The organism is Vagococcus martis (genome assembly GCF_002026305.1).
In the GTDB taxonomy this organism is placed as follows: Bacteria; Bacillota; Bacilli; order Lactobacillales; family Vagococcaceae; genus Vagococcus; species Vagococcus martis.
In genome coordinates, this window is sequence record NZ_MVAB01000001.1 from 1,689,903 (window position 1) to 1,708,067 (window position 18,165).

An 18,165-nucleotide genomic window follows, 5' to 3' on the forward strand; every position below is an offset into this window, starting at 1 on the left:
TTGTCGGGCTAAGGGAAGAAGAAATTCTTCTAAACTAAGGTGGTAACACGATAACTCGTCCTTTTACATAGTTCACTATGTAAAAGGACTTTTTTATTTTTATAGACATACGATGACATGGTAAGTAAGTTGCTTTTTTATTTTTTACAGAGAACCTCAATTAGCTGAGAAGAGGAAAAATGATGTAACTGAAAATGGCCATTGAGTAATTTGGATTCGAGCAAAATATTGTAAGAATGCAACGAGCGCAACCGTTAACTTGCTAGAGTATGATAGTACTCGATAAGGATTAATTTGTGAGAATTAGTCAAATTAGAGGTGGTAACACGCACAAGCGTCCTCAAGAAAACAAATGACAGGGTTTGTTTTCTTGGGGATGTTTTTTTTTTATAAATAAATTTGGAGGAAATAAAATGATTGAGTTGAAAGATATATCAGTAACGTTCCATCAACCAGACAGACAAATTAATGCTGTCAGAGATGTAAATTTAACTATAGATAAAGGGGATATATATGGCATTGTCGGTTTTTCTGGTGCAGGAAAAAGCACGTTAGTGAGAGTGATTAATTTATTACAACAACCGACATCGGGTGAGGTCATTATAAAAGGAGAAAACATTACAAATTTAAAGGGAAAGGATTTAAGAAGGAAGAGACAGTCCATTGGGATGATTTTCCAACATTTTAATCTAATGGTAAGTCGTACTATTTTTGATAATGTTGATTTTTCGCTAAAGTATTCAGGAAAATCAAAACAAGAGAGAAAAGAAAAAGTAACAGAATTATTAGAATTAGTTGGTTTATCTGATCAACATGACGCGTATCCAAGCCAATTGTCAGGAGGTCAAAAACAACGTGTTGCTATTGCAAGAGCTTTAGCAAATGACCCAGAAATTCTTTTATGTGATGAAGCAACAAGTGCTCTTGATCCAAAAACAACATTACAGATTTTATCCCTATTAAAAGAATTGAATAAACGGTTAAATTTAACCATTGTACTTATTACCCACGAAATGCAAGTGGTTAAAGAAATATGTAATAAAGTCGCAGTAATGGAAAATGGCGAGATTGTTGAAAAAGGAGACAGTGTCACATTATTTAGCCAAGCGGAAAAAGAATTGACTCAGACATTTATTCGAACAGCTTCACATATTGATCAAGCCCTAGAAACGATACTGAATAGTCAATCCTTTATTGATTCATCCAACGACGTTTGGCTAATTGAATTATCTTATATAGGAAGTCAAACGAATGAAGCGTTAATTTCACAACTGTACAGTCGTTTCCAAGTATCAGCCAATATTCTTTATGGAAATGTTGAAATTATTCAAGATGTCCCATTGGGAAGCTTAGTGGTCAGTTTGTCAGGTGACATAGATAAAAGACAAGAAGCAGTGGCTTATCTTATTGCTGAAGGCGTTAAAATTACAATCGTTAAAGTAGATGAGCCAGTTGAAGTGGAAGGAGTGAATCATTATGCAAGGGTTAATTGAAAAATATCTACCAAATGTTAGTCAAATTCCAGATGAATTTAAGCAAGCGACTATTGAAACATTATACATGTCTTTTTGGACAGCAATTATTGCGGGAATATTTGGTTTGATATTTGGTGTTGTTTTAGTCGTCACTCGACCAGGTGGATTATTAGAACAAAAATATTTGTATCACCTATTAGATAAAATTGTGAATGTGGTTCGTTCCATACCATTTATCATCTTACTGGCTTTATTAAATGTTGTGACACGTGTCATTGCAGGAACAACAATCGGTGCAACAGCAGCACTTGTGCCACTTGTTGCAGGAGTTGTCCCATTTTTTGCAAGACAGATTGAAGTCGCATTACTCGAAGTTGACCCAGGAGTTATTGAGGCGGCTGAAGCCATGGGGACAAGTCCTTTAGGAATTATCTTTAGAGTGTATTTAAAAGAAGGTTTGCCAGGTATTGTCAGAGTTTCAGCCCTCACGATTATCAATGTAATTGGGTTAACAGCGATGGCTGGAGCAGTTGGTGCTGGAGGGTTAGGGAATCTAGCCATATCAAGAGGTCATAATAGATTTCAAAGTGATGTCACTTGGGCAGCGTTGATTATTATTTTATTAATCGTATTTATTTGTCAGGGAATCAGTAACTTTATCATAAAGAAAATAAGTCATTAACAATCAAAAGGAGAATGAAACATGAAAAAATTTGTCGGATATATCGTAGCAGTTGCAGCAGTATTATTAGTTATTACAGGGTGTGGTTCAGGTAATAAAGAGGCGACATCTGAGTCAAAAGATGGAAAAGAAGTGACAGTAAAATTAGGTGTTGTCGGATCAGACACAGATGTTTGGGATGATGTGCAAAAGAGATTAAAAGATGAAGGAATTAATCTAGAATATGTAAAATTTACTGATTATAGTCAACCAAACGTGGCTTTAGATAGTGGTGATATTGATTTAAACTCATTCCAACATCAAATCTTTTTAGATAACTTTAATAAAGAACATGGGACAGATTTAGTATCAATTGGGAATACAGTGAATGCACCTTTGGGAATCTATTCAGAAAAAATTAAAGATGTTAAAGAACTAAAAGATGGAGATACAATCTCTATTCCAAATGATGTAACAAATGGGGGACGTGCATTATTACTTCTTCAAACAGCAGGGTTAATCAAAGTTGATCCAGCCAAAAAACAATCACCAACAGTGAGTGATATTACAGAGAATAAATTGAATTTAAACATTGAAGAATTAGATGCTTCTCAAACACCTCGTTCTTTACAAGATGTTGCAGCAGCTATTATCAATAGTGGTGTGGCAGTAGATGCTGGATACAATCCAACGAAAGATGCGATATTCTTAGAACCAGTAGATGATACATCAAAACCATATGTCAATATTATTGTGGCAAGAAAAGAAGATGAAGATAATGAAACATACCAAAAAATAGTAGATGCTTATCAAACAGAAGATACGAAAAAAGTGATTGAAGAAACATCTAAAGGCTCAAGTATTCCAGCTTGGGATACATTTGGTAAAAAATAAAGCTACTTAAAGGAGAAAAGGACTATGACAAGAGCAGAACAATCAGTAATGATAAAAAATTATGTTAAAAAACAACTACCTATATATAAAGAACTAGCATTAGACATACATGCTCATCCGGAAGTCAGTAATTATGAAGTTTACTCATCAGATGTATTAATTAATCAATTAAAAAAAGAAGGATTTGATGTAACAAAAGATGTGGCAGGACATCATACAGGGTTTGATGCACGTTACAAATCTAAAAAAGATGGTCCAACATTAGCATTTTTAGCAGAGTACGATGCTTTACCTGGTATTGGTCATGCTTGTGGGCACAATCTCTTCGGGAATTATTCCGTGCTAGCTGCTAGTGCGTTAAAACAAGTGGTAGATGAAGTTGGTGGAGAAATAAGAGTATATGGAACACCTGGTGAAGAAGGTGGGGAAAATGGGTCAGCTAAAGGTAGTTTTGTAAGGGAAGGATTTTTTGATGATGTTGATGCGGCTCTTTGTGTTCATCCAGCGCATAAATATGGAAAAACAGCATTAGGATTAGCAAATGATCCAGTTGATATTGAATTTTTTGGGGTTGCCTCACATGCTGCAGCTGCTCCTGATAAAGGGGTGAATGCACTTGATGCTTTAATTCAAGCATTTAATGGGATTAATGGTTTGAGGCTTCATTTACCAAAAGACGTGAACATCCATGGTATTATCACGAATGGTGGAGTAGCAGCAAATGTTGTGCCAGAGTACGCTTCGGGTCGATTTTACTTAAGAGCTTCTAACAGAGCAACTTTAGATGATGTTTACAAAAAAATTGAGAATGTGATTAAGGGCGCAGCACTTGCAACAGGTACTGATTATAAATTTGGTTTGTTTCAAAATGGGGTAGATGACATCATTGTGACACCAGCATTTGATGAGGTGTTTGTTAGTCATTTTGAAAAAATTGGTATTCCGGAAGAAGAAGTATACAGTGGTGAAAGGCAGAATCTTGGTTCTTCAGATGTTGGGAATGTGAGCCAAGTTATTCCAACGATTCAACCAACTGTCTCTATATCTAATGAATACATTGCAGGTCACTCTGAAGAATTTAGAGAAGCAGCTAAAAGTGAAAAGGGATTAGATTCTATAGGAATTGCAGCAGAGTTATTAGCTGAAACAGCACTGGATTTATTATTAGATGAAGAGTTACTAAATAAAATAAAAGAAGAACACAAAGAACAAAAAATAAAAGGGAACTAATTCTATAGAGGCTGCCCCAAAAATAGCTTTTTAAATGAAAATCACTAAACTAACAAGATAGAAATCCCATGAAGTCAGTGTTTTAATAAGCTGGTTTCATGGGATCTTTCTATTTTTAAGACTTTTGAGTCGGACTCTTTTGTTTATACAAAAACTTTACATAAAAAAGACTTTGAAATTTACATGAAAAAGATATAATCCCGTTAGTAAAAGAAAAATATGGGGGTTAAATATTAAGATGAAAAAGAAATTACTTTATGGTTTGGCAGCATTAGTATCAGTAGGATTATTAACAGCATGTGGGTCAAGTTCAGCTGATAGTAAAAAAGAGGATGGTATGCCAGACAAGGTGACGATTGTTACTATGCCAGATGAAAACAATCCAGCAGCTGGTGGTAAAAATGAGAAATTCCAAAAAGATTTAAGTGAAGCAATTGGTCTTCCAGTTGAAATTATGGAAGGTGCGGATTATGCAGTTGGAATTGAAGCCATGAAAAATAAAAAATTAGACGTGCTTCTTGTGTCACCTATGAGTTATTTCCAAGCAAAACAAAGAGTTGATATTGATCCTTTAGTAACAACAACAGCTCCAGGAAGTGAAACATATCGTACAGTGTTTATTACTAAAAAAGATAACGACAAAATTAATTCATTAGAAGATTTGAAAGGAACGAACTTCGCATTTGTTGATCCTGCATCTTCATCAGGATATCTTTATCCAAAATATGAATTAGTAACAAAATTAAAATTAGATCAAGCAAAATTAGAAGAGCCAGATTATTTCTTTAAAACAGTTGCATATTCAGGTAAACATGATTCAAGTGTTATGGGTGTGTCAAAAGGAGATTATGATGCAGCAGCAGTTGCTGGCCAAGTATTACAAAGTATGGATGATGCTGGGTTAGTGAAAAAAGACGACTTAAAAGTAATTGATGAAACACAAGAAATTCCAAATGCAGCATATGTTATTCGCTCAGAATTACCTGAAGAACTAAAGAAAAAAATCAAAGACTTTTATTTAAATTATGATGATGAAGAATATTTTAAAGCATTCTATAAAGATGGATCAATTCGATTTGTTGAGGCAAAAGATGATGATTACGAAGGTGTGAAGGATATTATCAAAGTATTAGGCATAGAAGGGGAGTAAAAAAATGACTTTATTAGAAATTAAAAACGTAAATAAAGAGTATAAAGCAGGACAAAAAGCATTAAACAATGTCTCATTGTCAATTGATGAAGGTGAATTTGTCGTAATCATTGGCCCTTCTGGTGCAGGTAAATCAACATTAATTCGTATTATTAATCAACTTGTTGCACCAACATCAGGTGACGTCATTTTTAAAGACCAATCAATTTCAAGTGCAAAAGGAAAAGAACTAAGACGATTGCGTTCGCATATCGGGATGATTTTTCAACACTATAATTTGATTGAACGCACAAATGTTTTAAAAAATGTGCTTCACGGAAAACTTGGTCAAGTATCATTTTTTACTAGTGCTTTTGGTCGTTATTCTCAAGAAAATAGAAGTACAGCAATGGATTTATTAAAACAAGTCGGATTAGAAGATCAAGCATACAAACGAGCCGATGAATTGTCAGGCGGACAGATGCAACGTGTTGGGATTTGTCGTGCCTTAATGCAAAATCCTGCACTGATTTTAGCTGATGAACCAATTGCGTCTCTTGATCCTAAATCATCTGAAGTAGTTATGACACAATTAAAAGATATTACAGAATCAAAAGGCGTAACAACGATTGTAAACTTGCATCAAGTTGACGTTGCGAAAAAATTTGCGACTCGTATTATTGGTGTAAGAAAAGGTGAGATTGTGTTTGATGGTAAACCGTCTGAGTTAACTGATGACATGATTGAAACAATCTACAATAATGACTTATCTCAAGCTGGAAACATTAAAAGTATTCCTGTAGTGTCAATGCCTCAGGAGGAGGGTCAAGTATATGGATAGTCCAGCAACAATTGCTTTAAGTCAACAAAAGAGCATAAAAAAAAGAATTACAGGTGTGTTGTTATTTGCCGTTGTGGCGTATTCTTTTATTTATTTAAAAGTGAATCCATTAACACCATTTGTCACGTTACCTAGTGTGTTTTCGTTCTTTGGTGAGAATTTTTTTCCACCAAATTTCACTGGTTTTTCGAGTTATGTGTCATTGATAATCGAAACATTATTATTTGCAGTTGTCGGTACATATATTTCTGCTATTTTATCATTTGTTTTTGGGTTATTGATGGCTGAATCAATCAACCCATTTGCACCAGTAAGAATCATCATACGATTTATTGTATCGTTCATCCGTAATATTCCAGTTTTAGTATGGGCATCTTTGCTTGTGTATATTTTTGGGATAGGGAATATGGTCGGTTTATTAGCGTTAATTATTGCGACATTTGGATTTTTAACTAGGTCTTATGCTGAAGAGATGAACAATATTGCTGATAGTAAATTAGAAGCATTAAAAGCGACTGGTGCATCTCCTGCTCAGTTATTGGTTCATGGAATTATTCCAGCGTTTTTCCCTTCATGGATTAACTGGACATTTTTCTCTTTTGAAATTAATATTCGTGCATCAGCTATTTTAGGAATGGTAGGTGCTGGTGGTATTGGTATCATGATTCAAACAAATATCCGACTATTTAAATACAAAGAAGCGATGGCTTTAATTTTAATATTAGTTATCTTAGTATTATTGACAGAATTTGTTGTAAATAAACTAAGAAAATGGATTTTATAGGAGGATTACGATAGTGAAAGATATTCCATTAATACAAAAGAATGATAGAATTCGAACTATTTTTATTACTATAGGAGCAATTTTACTATTTATTGTGAGTGTCAGTTTTTTAAATTTAGACATGGCAACATTCATGTCAAGATTTGAACAATCAGGTGAAGTAATCAAACACTTTCTTGTAATAGATGCTTCTGATTTAGGGACAGTATTTTCAGAACTATTATTGTCATTGTCAATGGCAGTAGCATCACTTGTTTTAGGAGCGATAATTTCATTTATCTTAGCTTGTTTAGGGGCAGATAATATCTCACCACTACCATTTTTATCGGCAGTAATTAAAGGAATCATGTCGGTGATTCGTGCGATTCCATCACTTGTTTGGATTTTAATGATTGTTGCCAGTTTAGGATTTGGTTCACTTGCTGGAATTATCGGTATGATGTTCCCGACAGTTGGTTATTTAACAAAATCATTTATTAGTAGTATCGAAGAAGTTCCAGCACAAGTGATTGAAACCATGAAATCAACTGGAGCAAACTGGTTCCAACTAATTCAAGAAGGGATTTTACCAAATGTTTCCAAGTCATTTTTAAACTGGTTAGCCATCCGTGTTGAAGGAAACGTAGCAGAATCTATTTCACTCGGGATGGTAGGTGCTGGAGGGATTGGGACGTTATTAACTCGAGCAATCAGTAGCTATGATTATGGAAGAATCACATTTATCGTGTTAGTTATCTTCAGTACAATGTTTGCTGTAGAAATGTTTGTAACACGAGCAAAAAAAGCAATTTAAAGGAGAAAGTGTATGTACTATCAACGATTACCATTAGAAACAACATTTAATACAAGAGATTTAGGTGGAATTCCAACGAAAGATAATAACATGGTTGCCTGGAAAAAACTTTTTAGAAGTGATGATGTGTGTCGTTTAACAGACAATGACGTTGCTTTTTTAGAAGAGTATGGTATAGGTGCTGTGATTGACTTAAGAACACCAAAAGAAAGAACGGGATCAGATTATCCATTGGAAAGAAGTTCAGTAGTTAAAAACTATCATATTCCATTTGTGGTGGATGAAAGCATTCAAGATATCTCTCAATCAACAACGAGTATGTCATTGTATGACTTTTATGAGCACATGATTCATGAACAAAAAGGGATTGTAAATGAATTATTTGTTGCAGTTCATGAATCAAGAGATACAGGTTTGATATTCCATTGTGCTGCAGGAAAAGACAGAACTGGTGTTATGGCATGTCTATTATTAGGTTTACTAGATGTGGATGAAAAAGATATCATTGCTAACTATGAAACTTCTTATACCTATCTTTCTGCTAATGAGGCATTGCAATCACCAAAAGGTTATGAGGATTTAATGTATTCTGATCGCAAAAATATGGAGAAGTTATTACCTGTTATTACAGAAAATTATGGAACAGTATATAACTATTTAAAAGAATGTGGTTTGTCTGATGAGATGCTTTTAGAAATTAAAGAAGCCTACATTCAAAAAGTTTAACAACTGTTTTTTATTTACAAACAATTTACAAAGTTACGATAGAGACTTTACACTAGCGTTGTATAGTAAGAGTGTAGTAATTGTCACTAAAGGTGGCGTTATTACAATCGGCTTATAATTGTTATGTTAATAGTTAAATGACTTGTCAAAGAAATAGAACAACCTGACTTCTTTAATAGAAAACACTATCCCCCTAGTTGTTTTTTATTAATTTTCTTCTAATCAACAAGTCGACCAAAAAAACTGGATGATAAAAATCATTCAGTTTTTTGAGTTATTAAGGCCTATTAAGGTATAATTGAAATATTAAGTCAATTAGGAGGTCATAGAGATGAAAGTAGGATATCATGGTCACTCGGTAATTAGTATAGAAACAAACGATGGTACACGATTAATAATTGATCCATTTATCACTGGAAATGATTTGACAGACTTAGTATTAGATGACATAGATGTAGATTATATTTTTATAACTCATGGTCATGCAGATCACATAGGCGATATGGTTTATTTAGCTAAAAGAACGAAAGCACAAGTTGTGGCAATTCCTGAAGTATGTCATTTTGCGACGAGTCAAGGAATTGAAAACATACACCATATGAATATTGGCGGAAGTTTTAATTTTCCATTTGGCCGAGTAAAAATGGTATTTGCTCAACATAGTTCTGGCTATGAGTTTAATGGTGAGATGATTTATATGGGTGAGCCAGCCGGATTTTTATTTGAGATTGATGGCAAAACGATCTATCATGCTGGAGATACGGCTTTTTATAGTGATTTATCATTGTTAGCGGATGATGTTCAAATCGATGTCGCTTTTTTACCGATTGGTGACAATTTTACGATGGGAATAAAAGATGCAGTGAAGGCAGCTAGAATAATCAATGCCAATGTTAATATCCCTATTCATTACAATACGTTTCCAGTTATAGAACAAGACCCAAAACACTTTGTTAATTCGTTACCTAAAGATAAGGGAAAAGTGCTTCAATCAGGAGAATTTATTGAATATTAAAAATGATATTAGAACAGTTTTCTATAAAACTGTTCTTTTTTAGTACTGTAAATGTAACTTTTTTACGAAACATAAATAACGAAAACTTTTCCGTTGCATTGTGGACAAAAAAAGTCTATAATAGCCAAATGTAAGAAATGAGAGGAAGTGATATAGCTTGAAGCTAACCAATGCAACGGAACAAGCTTTGGCAATTATGGCATTATTATCAACTCAGGAAAAAGATGTTCCTGTGTCATCAATAGCAATTTATCAGAAACTATCTGTTTCTTCTTCGTATATTAGAAAGCTACTAAGGAAACTCGTCGTGTCGAATATAATAGAAGGTGTTTCCGGCAATAACGGTGGATTTTATATAAAAAAAGATTTATCAGAAATTACGTTATTAAATATTGTCGAAGCAATAGAAGAGCCATTTCATTCATTTCCCAAGATAGGTGTTTTAGAAAGAGCATTCAGTGATTTTACTGAAATTGCTCAAACGGGTGATGAACAGATAGCTGAGTGTTTTGCAAAAGCAGATAAAAAATGGAATGAAGAATTAGGAAGAATAACAGTCAAAGATATATTATCTGATGTATTTCGAGAATATGGCGAAATACCACATCGAAATTGGAATGATTTTATAGAAGATGAGGGGTCAGTTCAATGTTAAATAGAATAAAAAATGTATGGGATTTATTTGTACTGGATTGGAAAAGGATTTTTCACAACAAGCTGACGTTTGTTTTGATGATTGCATTAATGATTATCCCATCGTTGTATGCATGGTTTAACATTGCAGCATTATGGGATCCTTATTCAAATACTGGTGGTATCAAAATTGGTATTTATTCAGACGATCAAACAGTTGATTTGAAAGGCAAAGAAATAAATATTGGTGATGAGATTGTTGAAAATTTAAAAGATAATAAAACAATTGGATGGCAATTTGTGTCATCAAAGCAAGAGCTTGATGATAAAGTGAAAACTGGTAAGTATTATGCAGGAATTTATTTACCGAAGAACTTCACTGAGAATTTATTAAGTTTTACAAAAGGTGAAATTGATTATCCTGAAATCGAATATCAAGTGAACCAAAAAATTAATGCCATTGCACCAAAAATTTCTGATAAAGGGGCAGGAACCATTCAAGATACGATTTCAACAGAGTTTATTGAAACAGCGAGTAAAACATTGCTAGAAGTATTTAATGAAATTGGGTTTAATCTGGATGCAAACTTGCCTTCTATTAGAAAAATTACATCTAAAATTTTAACGGTTGATGAAAATCTTGATGAAATTGATGGCTATACAAAAGAAGTGCTACAATTACAAGCTAAAATGCCAGAATTTAAACAAAAACTTGATATGGCAAATGAGTTTGTGGACTACATTCCTGAATTAAATAAAACAACAGACAAAGTGGTGGCATTAAATGGTAAATTACCTGAAATTGCACAGTATGGGCAACTTGTTTATGACGTTCAAGGAAATATTCCAAAAATAAAAAATGCCGGAACTCAGTTAAACAAAGCTGACAATGATATGGATAAAATTGTGAAGATGATGGATGATGCCATTAATGAAGCAACAAAAGGGCTAGAAGTGATTGCTACAGCACAAAAAGTATTACCAGACGTGACGGAGTTGATTAACACAGCTGATGGTATGATTCCAGATTTACAAAAACAATTGACTGAAATTGCTGAAGTATTACCAACTGTAACAGAAGGCTTGACACAAGGATTGGAAGTGTTAGATACCTTATCTAAAGTATCAGCTAAATTAGCAGCTGATATTGGTGCGTTAGACACTGAAACACATACAGCGCAAATTCATGATCAACTTGTAAAATTGGATAAACAATTAAGCACACAACTACAAATTATTCAGTCATTAAAAGAGACATTGACTCAATTATCAACCTTACCAAATGCACCTGATTTTTCTAATGCATTGGCACAATTAGCTGATTTAGAAAATCATGTGAGTCATGCTCAAGCAAACGTTCAATCTATTTTAGATAATTGGGAAGATTATGCAGCAGCACCAGCTAAATTACAAGCAAAATTAACTGAAATCAGCAATACATTAAATCAGATTGTTGTATCAATTAACCCACAAGAGATTGAAGCACAAGTAAACCAAACATTAACTAATGTACAACATATGCTTAATTCGGCTCAAAATATTACAGGAACAATTATCGCTGATGATACAATGAAAACTCTTGATAGTTTATTAAAAAATACAACGGGTATTATTAATGAAGCGATAGGATTCTTAAAAGATTATCAAAAAGAGATGCCAGCGATTCAAGATGAAATTCATACAGCTAATGTGATGTTAAATGGCAATATGAATTTAATTATTAATGGCATTAACCAAGGGGCGGATTTCTTTAGAAACGATTTTCCCGTTGTGCAAAGTAAAATGAACAAGGCAACATTATTTATTAAAAATGACTTGCCAGGTATTGAAGATGACGTAAAAGAGACAATGGGGAAAGTAAATGAAAAAGCGCCTAAATTAGAGACAGCTTTAAATGCAGCTGAAGTCATGATTAAAGAAGATTGGCCAAATATTAAAGAAGGTGTTCAAAAAGCAGCCAATGCCATTAGAAAAGGTGAAAAAGACATTGATTTAGATGAAGCATTGAAGTATCTAAAAGGTGATGCCAATGCCGAAAGTAAATTTATTTCAAGTCCTGTTAAACTAAAAACAAAAGATGTATACCCTGTTCCTAATTATGGTTCAGCGAGTACACCATTCTATACAGCGCTTTGTTTATGGGTTGGGGCAGTATTATTCTCAAGTATTGCATCAACTAAATTCCATTTAGAAGAAGAACAAGTTGGAAAATATTCAAAACGTCAACAGTTCTTAGCTCGTATGGGAACATTCCTTGTAGTTGGATTTTTCCAAGCATTGATTGTAACAATTGGAAATCAATTACTTCTAGGAACATACACAAAAAATCCAGTTTGGAATGTGATATTTGCTTTAATTATTGATTTGGCCTTTATGATGATGGTGTATGTGCTAGTTGCTTTATTTGATAATCTTGGTAAAGGAATTGCCATTATTATCTTGGTTCTTTCTATTTCAGCAGGTGGAGGAAACTTCCCAATTGAAATGTCAGGTCCATTCTTTAGAGCAATTAATCCTTATATTCCATTTACATATGCCGTGAATTTACTAAGAGAGTCTGTGGGCGGGATTTACTGGCCATCAGCTCTTAAAGCAATAACTATTTTAGTAAGTATTACTATTGGATTCTTTGTGGCTGGATACATTTTGTACCCACGTGCAGAAAGATTATTTAAAAAAGTAGGAGACAACCTAAAAGAAGGACGAATTCTTCATTAATATTAAATGATATAAAAAAGAATCTAGAATAACTCTAGGTTCTTTTTTTATTATAAATAAAGGCTCTTTGTCAACTACTGTTGGTAAGGATTAATACGTTAGAATTTAAGATCTAGAAAGCATTTAGTTTTCTAGATCTTTTTTTGTGATGTAAAGGCAGATTCTTTTAAACAAATTGATAGTCGTAGCTTAAAATTATAAAAACTTCTCATGCCATAGGAATTACGCTTAACGACTTTAATGTGGTTATTCATACATTCTAATGGACCGTTTGAATAAGATGTTTCAAAGGTGTTTTTTATTTCTTCTCGATATTTTTTAAATGTTTTGAAAACAGGAATAAACTCTTTAAATCCTGTTGGTTGATTAATTAATTCCAAAAATAAAGAATAATCCTTTGTTTGAATCGCTCTTAAAATTTGTTGATAGGTGTTGTAAGCCTCTGTCAATTTAGAATCATAGGTAAGTAAGCGTTCAAGTAATTCTTTTTCAGAAAGATACGCTTTAAAGGATGGACGCCAATGCTGTTGGATATAATCTAATTTGTCATAGCTTTTTTGAAGTAATTTCCAATACTTTTTAATTCGTCTAAAGATAACCCCGTTATCTTTACATTTTAATTGAGTCATTATTTTAATCCGTATCTTTTGAAATGCCCTGCCGAGATGTTGAACGAGATGGAATTTATCTAAAACGACTTTAGCGTTAGGGAACACTCGTTTAGTTAAAGTAATGTAAGGTTGATAGATATCTGAAACGACATATTTTACTTGTTTTCTATTAGCTAGAGAGAAGCCATTAAAATAATTCTCAATTTTTGGTAATCTTCGATCAGGTAGAATATCAATTAATTCATTTGTTTCACCGTTCATCATAATAAAACTCATTGAACCAGCTACTTTTTTAACAGATTTAAATTCATCAAAACATAGTACAGACGGAAGTTCATAACTATACTTCTTAATCGGTTCATACCACTCTTTTAATACGCGAGAGACAGTTGAAGTTGAAACGCTCGTTTGTTTTGCGATATCACTCATGGCGTGTTTAGAGGTTAACTGTTTCGCAATGAGACGTTTTAAATTATTAGAAATACAGTTGTTTCTAGAAACAAAAGGGGTATCTAAAACAAAAGTCGTATCACATTTTTTACAAAAGAAACGACGTTTCTTTAATCTAATATAAGTGACATATTCAGAAACACTAGGCATTTTAATTAGGCTAGTTGTATATCCCCATTTAATAATATTAGAGTGATTACTTTGACAATGCGGACAGCATGTAGGAGATTCTTCTAAAAAACCATGGAATATCCGAGAGAAAACGCCTTTTATTTTTTCAGTACGCCGATTGTAAAATTAAGCTAGACAACTAAAAAATCATTTGTGATACACTCAAATTGTATTTCCAACCAAAGAAAACAAGGAGAGTGATCACAAATGACCTATACACATCTTACTACAGACGAGCTAGTTTTGATAGAAGCTTATTACCATCAAAATAAAAAAGGAACATACGTTGCGAAACAATTGAAACGAGCAAAACAGACTATCTATAATGTTTACAAAGCTTTTGATGAGGGATTATCTGCACTAGATTACTATAAAAGATACAAAAATAATAAAAAGAATTGTGGCAGGCGTCCTATTTCTTTATCTGATAATGAAACAGAATACATTCAAAAGAAGGTTGTTCAAGGATGGACTCCAGATGTCATTATTGGTCGTGCTGAGTTTCCTATCTCATGTTCTATCAGTACTCTTTATAGATTATTTAAGCAAGGACTGTTTGATTTGACCGCATTACCTATGAAAGGTAAAAGGAAAGCGAATGGTTATAAAGAAAAAAGAGGTAAACAAGCCTTTAAAAGAACCATCCATCAACGTAATAAGGACTATCAACTCTTTAATAATGAATTTGGTCACCTTGAAGGTGACACAATTGTTGGAAAAGATCATAAAAGTGCTGTTATCACACTCGTTGAAAGACTATCGAAAGTGATTATTACGTTAAAACCAATAGGCAGACGAGCAATAGATATCGAAAATAGTTTAAATAATTGGTTTAAAAAGTTTCCATGCCATCTATTTAAATCAATCACATTCGATTGTGGTAAAGAATTTTCTAATTGGAAATCAATCAGCAATCTAAATGATATTGATATTTATTTTGCCGATCCAGGAACACCATCACAACGTGGCTTAAATGAAAACTCTAATGGGTTATTACGTAAAGATGGATTACCTAAACAAATGGATTTCAACAAAGTTGAGGAATCTTTTATCCAATCTATCGCTTCTAAAAGAAATAATATTCCTAGAAAATCATTAAACTATAAAACACCATTGGAAGTATTTTTGAGTTATGTAGACAACGATATTTTGTCTAGCTTAATTTGACAAATGAAAGTAGATAAACAATTTTCATTAAAAATAATATTTAGGTCTAGTATATTTAAGATATCTTTGATAGTCTGTGAATATGACATGTGGTATCCTCCTTAGTTTGTTTTTTCGCAATTTCATTCTAACGGATATCACATGTTTTTGTGTACAAAAAACTATCGGTAACTTGTGTTACCAACAGTAGAAATTATAGAGCCATTTTTTATGGTTAAAAGGATTGCTTATCCAGTAGAAGTAAAAGAAGAAGCTATAAAAATGAAACTTGAAGGTAAAACAACATCAGAAATTATGAATAAACTCAACATTCGGAATAAAACTCAGGTGAAAACATGGTGGAAATGGTATAGAAATGGAGAATCTTATCGATTCTCTCAAGGTGTGGGAAAACAATATACTTATGGAAAAGGTAATGAACACTTTTCGCCTTTAGAAGTTCTAGAAAGAGAAAACAAGTACTTGAAACAGGAAATTGATGTTTTAAAAAAATACAAGGAGTTGGAAAGGATGTGGAAAAAGAAGTATTCATAAATTTAGTTGATTCTTATAAAGGAAAACTATCTATAACATGGTTATGTCACTATTTTGGGATAGCTAGAAGTACTTACTATCGTTGGTCTAAGAAAGAATATGTTGCCGATAATCGAATTAAAATGATTGAGCAGCTGTGTAAAGAAAACAAGTTCACTTATGGTTATCGAAAAATCACTTTTTTACTTCGTAAAAAGATAAAAGTGAATCATAAAGTTGTTCAGCGTATTATGCAAAAATATGGATGGAGTTGTCAGGTGAAAATAAAGAAAGAAAAACGTCCAGGTTCTATTTATTTTAAAACTACTAATATAATTGATAGAGACTTTAGTTCAAGTAAGCCACTAGAAAAACTAACAACAGACATCACTTATCTTGATTATGGTCCTAAAAGACTCTATCTTTCTAGCATTATGGATTTGTTTAATGGAGAAATACTTTCTTATACAATAAGTGAAAAACAGGACATATCTTGTGTTTTAGACACACTAAATAAATTACCTAAACTTCCAGATAAATGTATACTTCATTCGGATCAAGGTTCTGTGTATACTTCATATGCTTATTATCACGCAACAAAAGAAAAGAGCATTACCAGAAGTATGTCCCGAAAAGGGACTCCTGCAGATAATGCTCCAATAGAATCGTTTCATTCCATCCTAAAGTCTGAAACGTTCTCATTACACCCAGAGCTTGGAAGCTCTACAATTAGTGTAATTGAAACTGTACAAAATTTCATCAACTATTATAATAAAGAAAGAATTCAACAAAAATACGACTACTTATCTCCAGTTGACTATCGGAAAAAAGTAATCGCATAGGTGTTTTTATTACTGTCTCATTTTAGGGGTTCAGTCCCAACTCTAGGTTCTTTTTTGTTATAAATAAAACAATAGTGTATTTAGGAAAAGGTTAACAAAGTATAAAATGTGGGTATTTAGCAATAAATTAAATAACAATAAAAAGTAATTTGCAACAAATTAATAGTAGCAGTATACTAAACAAGAAAAAAATAAGGATTGCCGTAATGACAACCAAAAAAGGGGAAAGAATATGAGTAAAGTTGCAGTAGTTACAGGTGCTGGTCAAGGAATTGGTTTTGCCATTGCAAAACGATTACACGAAGATGGGTTTAAAGTTGGGATTATTGACTACAATAAAGAAATTGCTCAAAAAGCTGCTGAAGAATTAGGTGAAAATTCTTTTGCTGCAACAGCTGATGTTTCAGATAGAGATCAATTAATTTCAGCAGTTGAATCAATCGTTGAAACATTTGGTGATTTACATGTTATGGTAAACAATGCAGGTATCGCACCAACAACACCAATTGAAACAATTACGCCAGAACTTTTTAAAAAAGTTTATGATATTAACGTTGGTGGTGTTTTATGGGGAACTCAAATCGCAACAGAAATGTTCCGTAAATTTGGTCATGGTGGTAAAGTGATTAACGCAACATCTCAAGCAGGTGTGGTAGGAAATCCTAACTTGATGCTTTATAGTTCATCAAAATTTGCGGTTCGTGGCATGACTCAAATTGCAGCCCGTGATTTAGCTGAAGAAGGCATCACAGTAAATGCTTATGCACCAGGGATTGTTAAAACTCCTATGATGTATGACATTGCTCATCAAGTTGGTAAAAATGCAGGAAAAGATGATGAATGGGGAATGCAGACATTTGCAAAAGATATCGCAATGAAACGTTTGTCTGAACCAGAAGATGTTGCTAATGTTGTATCATTCCTTGCAGGACCAGACTCAAACTATATTACAGGTCAAACAATTATTGTTGATGGTGGGATGCAATTTCATTAAAACTGACTTATAAATTAAACTCTCTTAGAAAGAAATTCTGAGGGAGTTTTTTATTGCAAAAAAAGAGTGCTGATGAGATAGTCAGCACTCTTTTATCTATTAATTTTCAATTTTATGGATATCAATAATTGAACCAGTATGAGCATCTGCTGTAAATTCATATTGAACCAGTTGTCCTTCTTCAATACGAGAAATACCACCAGTATAAACATCTGTCTTAATCGCAAATTTATCTAAAGGTTCTTTTTTAAAGTGAATCCAAGATCCTTCAATTGGCCCATCTTGTAAAAAGTCAGATTTCACTTGTTCTAAAATATCATCTGCTGAAAGTACTTTGTTATCTTTGTACCATTTTGTGACTAAAGCACCAGCAACGGCACCCACTGCTAAACCAATACCTAAACCAGTCGTTAAGCCATGATGATAAACTTCTTTTGTTTTTTGTTTTTTATGAAACATGTCGTTACCTCCTATGGTAATACTGATGTTCTTATTGTAGCATAAATGAATCAAATAGG

17 protein-coding genes and 2 other annotated features (1 of these 19 cut by a window edge) are annotated in these 18,165 nt (G+C 33.1%); of the genes, 15 read left to right on the top strand and 2 right to left on the bottom strand.

What is annotated here, in order from left to right; genetic code table 11:
* Positions 1-66: a binding site (T-box leader), on the top strand (it extends 167 nt beyond the left edge of the window).
* A 37-nt stretch (positions 67-103) separates the two neighbouring features.
* Positions 104-345: a binding site (T-box leader), on the top strand.
* A 68-nt stretch (positions 346-413) separates the two neighbouring features.
* The 12 genes from BW731_RS08180 (at position 414) to BW731_RS08235 (ending at position 12,899) form a co-directional block, all read left to right on the top strand.
* Positions 414-1,493: a methionine ABC transporter ATP-binding protein gene (locus BW731_RS08180; protein ID WP_079347224.1), complete on the top strand. Its 1,080-nt coding sequence runs from the start codon at positions 414-416 to the stop codon at positions 1,491-1,493.
* On the top strand, positions 1,477-2,157 hold the full coding sequence (locus BW731_RS08185; protein WP_079347226.1) for a methionine ABC transporter permease: 681 nt from the start codon (positions 1,477-1,479) through the stop codon (positions 2,155-2,157). The genes BW731_RS08180 and BW731_RS08185 overlap by 17 nt, the downstream gene beginning before the upstream one ends.
* A gap of 21 nt (positions 2,158-2,178) precedes the next feature.
* On the top strand, positions 2,179-3,030 hold the full coding sequence (locus tag BW731_RS08190; RefSeq protein ID WP_079347228.1) for a MetQ/NlpA family ABC transporter substrate-binding protein: 852 nt from the start codon (positions 2,179-2,181) through the stop codon (positions 3,028-3,030).
* Positions 3,031-3,054: 24 nt separating this feature from the next.
* Positions 3,055-4,260, top strand: coding sequence for a M20 family metallopeptidase (locus tag BW731_RS08195; RefSeq protein WP_079347230.1), 1,206 nt, complete (start codon positions 3,055-3,057; stop codon positions 4,258-4,260).
* Between the two features lie 238 nt (positions 4,261-4,498).
* Positions 4,499-5,410 carry a phosphate/phosphite/phosphonate ABC transporter substrate-binding protein gene (gene phnD, locus BW731_RS08200; RefSeq protein WP_079347232.1) on the top strand — a complete coding sequence of 304 codons (912 nt, stop codon included), beginning with the start codon at positions 4,499-4,501 and terminating at the stop codon, positions 5,408-5,410.
* Between the two features lie 4 nt (positions 5,411-5,414).
* Complete coding sequence (gene phnC, locus BW731_RS08205) at positions 5,415-6,230, top strand: phosphonate ABC transporter ATP-binding protein (RefSeq protein ID WP_079347233.1); 816 nt, start codon at positions 5,415-5,417, stop codon at positions 6,228-6,230.
* Positions 6,223-7,014 (top strand): phosphonate ABC transporter, permease protein PhnE, encoded by a 792-nt coding sequence (gene phnE / locus BW731_RS08210; RefSeq protein ID WP_079347235.1) that lies wholly within the window; start codon positions 6,223-6,225, stop codon positions 7,012-7,014. The genes phnC and phnE overlap by 8 nt, the downstream gene beginning before the upstream one ends.
* A 13-nt stretch (positions 7,015-7,027) precedes the next feature.
* The gene (locus tag BW731_RS08215) at positions 7,028-7,807 is read left to right on the top strand and encodes a PhnE/PtxC family ABC transporter permease (protein ID WP_233120452.1); all 780 of its coding nucleotides are present in this window, start codon (positions 7,028-7,030) and stop codon (positions 7,805-7,807) included.
* 12 nt (positions 7,808-7,819) lie between these two features.
* Positions 7,820-8,533, top strand: a complete 714-nt coding sequence (locus tag BW731_RS08220; protein WP_079347239.1) for a tyrosine-protein phosphatase — start codon at positions 7,820-7,822, stop codon at positions 8,531-8,533.
* Positions 8,534-8,864: 331 nt separating this feature from the next.
* Positions 8,865-9,548, top strand: a complete 684-nt coding sequence (locus tag BW731_RS08225; protein WP_079347241.1) for a metal-dependent hydrolase — start codon at positions 8,865-8,867, stop codon at positions 9,546-9,548.
* Positions 9,549-9,705: 157 nt separating this feature from the next.
* Positions 9,706-10,203: an RrF2 family transcriptional regulator gene (locus BW731_RS08230; protein WP_079347243.1), complete on the top strand. Its 498-nt coding sequence runs from the start codon at positions 9,706-9,708 to the stop codon at positions 10,201-10,203.
* The gene (locus BW731_RS08235; protein ID WP_079347245.1) at positions 10,197-12,899 is read left to right on the top strand and encodes a YhgE/Pip domain-containing protein; all 2,703 of its coding nucleotides are present in this window, start codon (positions 10,197-10,199) and stop codon (positions 12,897-12,899) included. Before BW731_RS08230 ends, BW731_RS08235 begins: the two co-directional genes overlap by 7 nt.
* 131 nt (positions 12,900-13,030) lie before the next feature.
* On the opposite strand, the gene BW731_RS08240 is transcribed toward BW731_RS08235, so the two are convergent.
* Positions 13,031-14,233 carry an ISL3 family transposase gene (locus tag BW731_RS08240; RefSeq protein WP_143592767.1) on the bottom strand — a complete coding sequence of 401 codons (1,203 nt, stop codon included), beginning with the start codon at positions 14,231-14,233 and terminating at the stop codon, positions 13,031-13,033.
* A 105-nt stretch (positions 14,234-14,338) separates the two neighbouring features.
* Here BW731_RS08240 and BW731_RS08245 point away from each other — a divergent pair, with 105 nt between their 5' ends.
* From BW731_RS08245 to BW731_RS08255, 3 genes are all read left to right on the top strand, one after another.
* Positions 14,339-15,298 (top strand): IS30 family transposase, encoded by a 960-nt coding sequence (locus BW731_RS08245; RefSeq protein WP_079344899.1) that lies wholly within the window; start codon positions 14,339-14,341, stop codon positions 15,296-15,298.
* Positions 15,299-15,508: 210 nt separating this feature from the next.
* Positions 15,509-16,653 (top strand): IS3 family transposase gene (locus BW731_RS08250; RefSeq protein WP_143592765.1). Its coding sequence is split into 2 segments (ribosomal slippage): positions 15,509-15,791 and positions 15,791-16,653, totalling 1,146 coding nucleotides; the frame shifts between segments, so codons are not numbered across the junction.
* 232 nt (positions 16,654-16,885) lie between these two features.
* Positions 16,886-17,647 carry a (S)-acetoin forming diacetyl reductase gene (locus BW731_RS08255; protein ID WP_079347249.1) on the top strand — a complete coding sequence of 254 codons (762 nt, stop codon included), beginning with the start codon at positions 16,886-16,888 and terminating at the stop codon, positions 17,645-17,647.
* Between the two features lie 99 nt (positions 17,648-17,746).
* On the opposite strand, the gene BW731_RS08260 is transcribed toward BW731_RS08255, so the two are convergent.
* A complete protein-coding gene (locus tag BW731_RS08260) occupies positions 17,747-18,106 on the bottom strand; it encodes a PepSY domain-containing protein (protein WP_079347251.1) in 360 nt (119 codons plus the stop codon).
* Positions 18,107-18,165 lie beyond the last annotated feature (59 nt).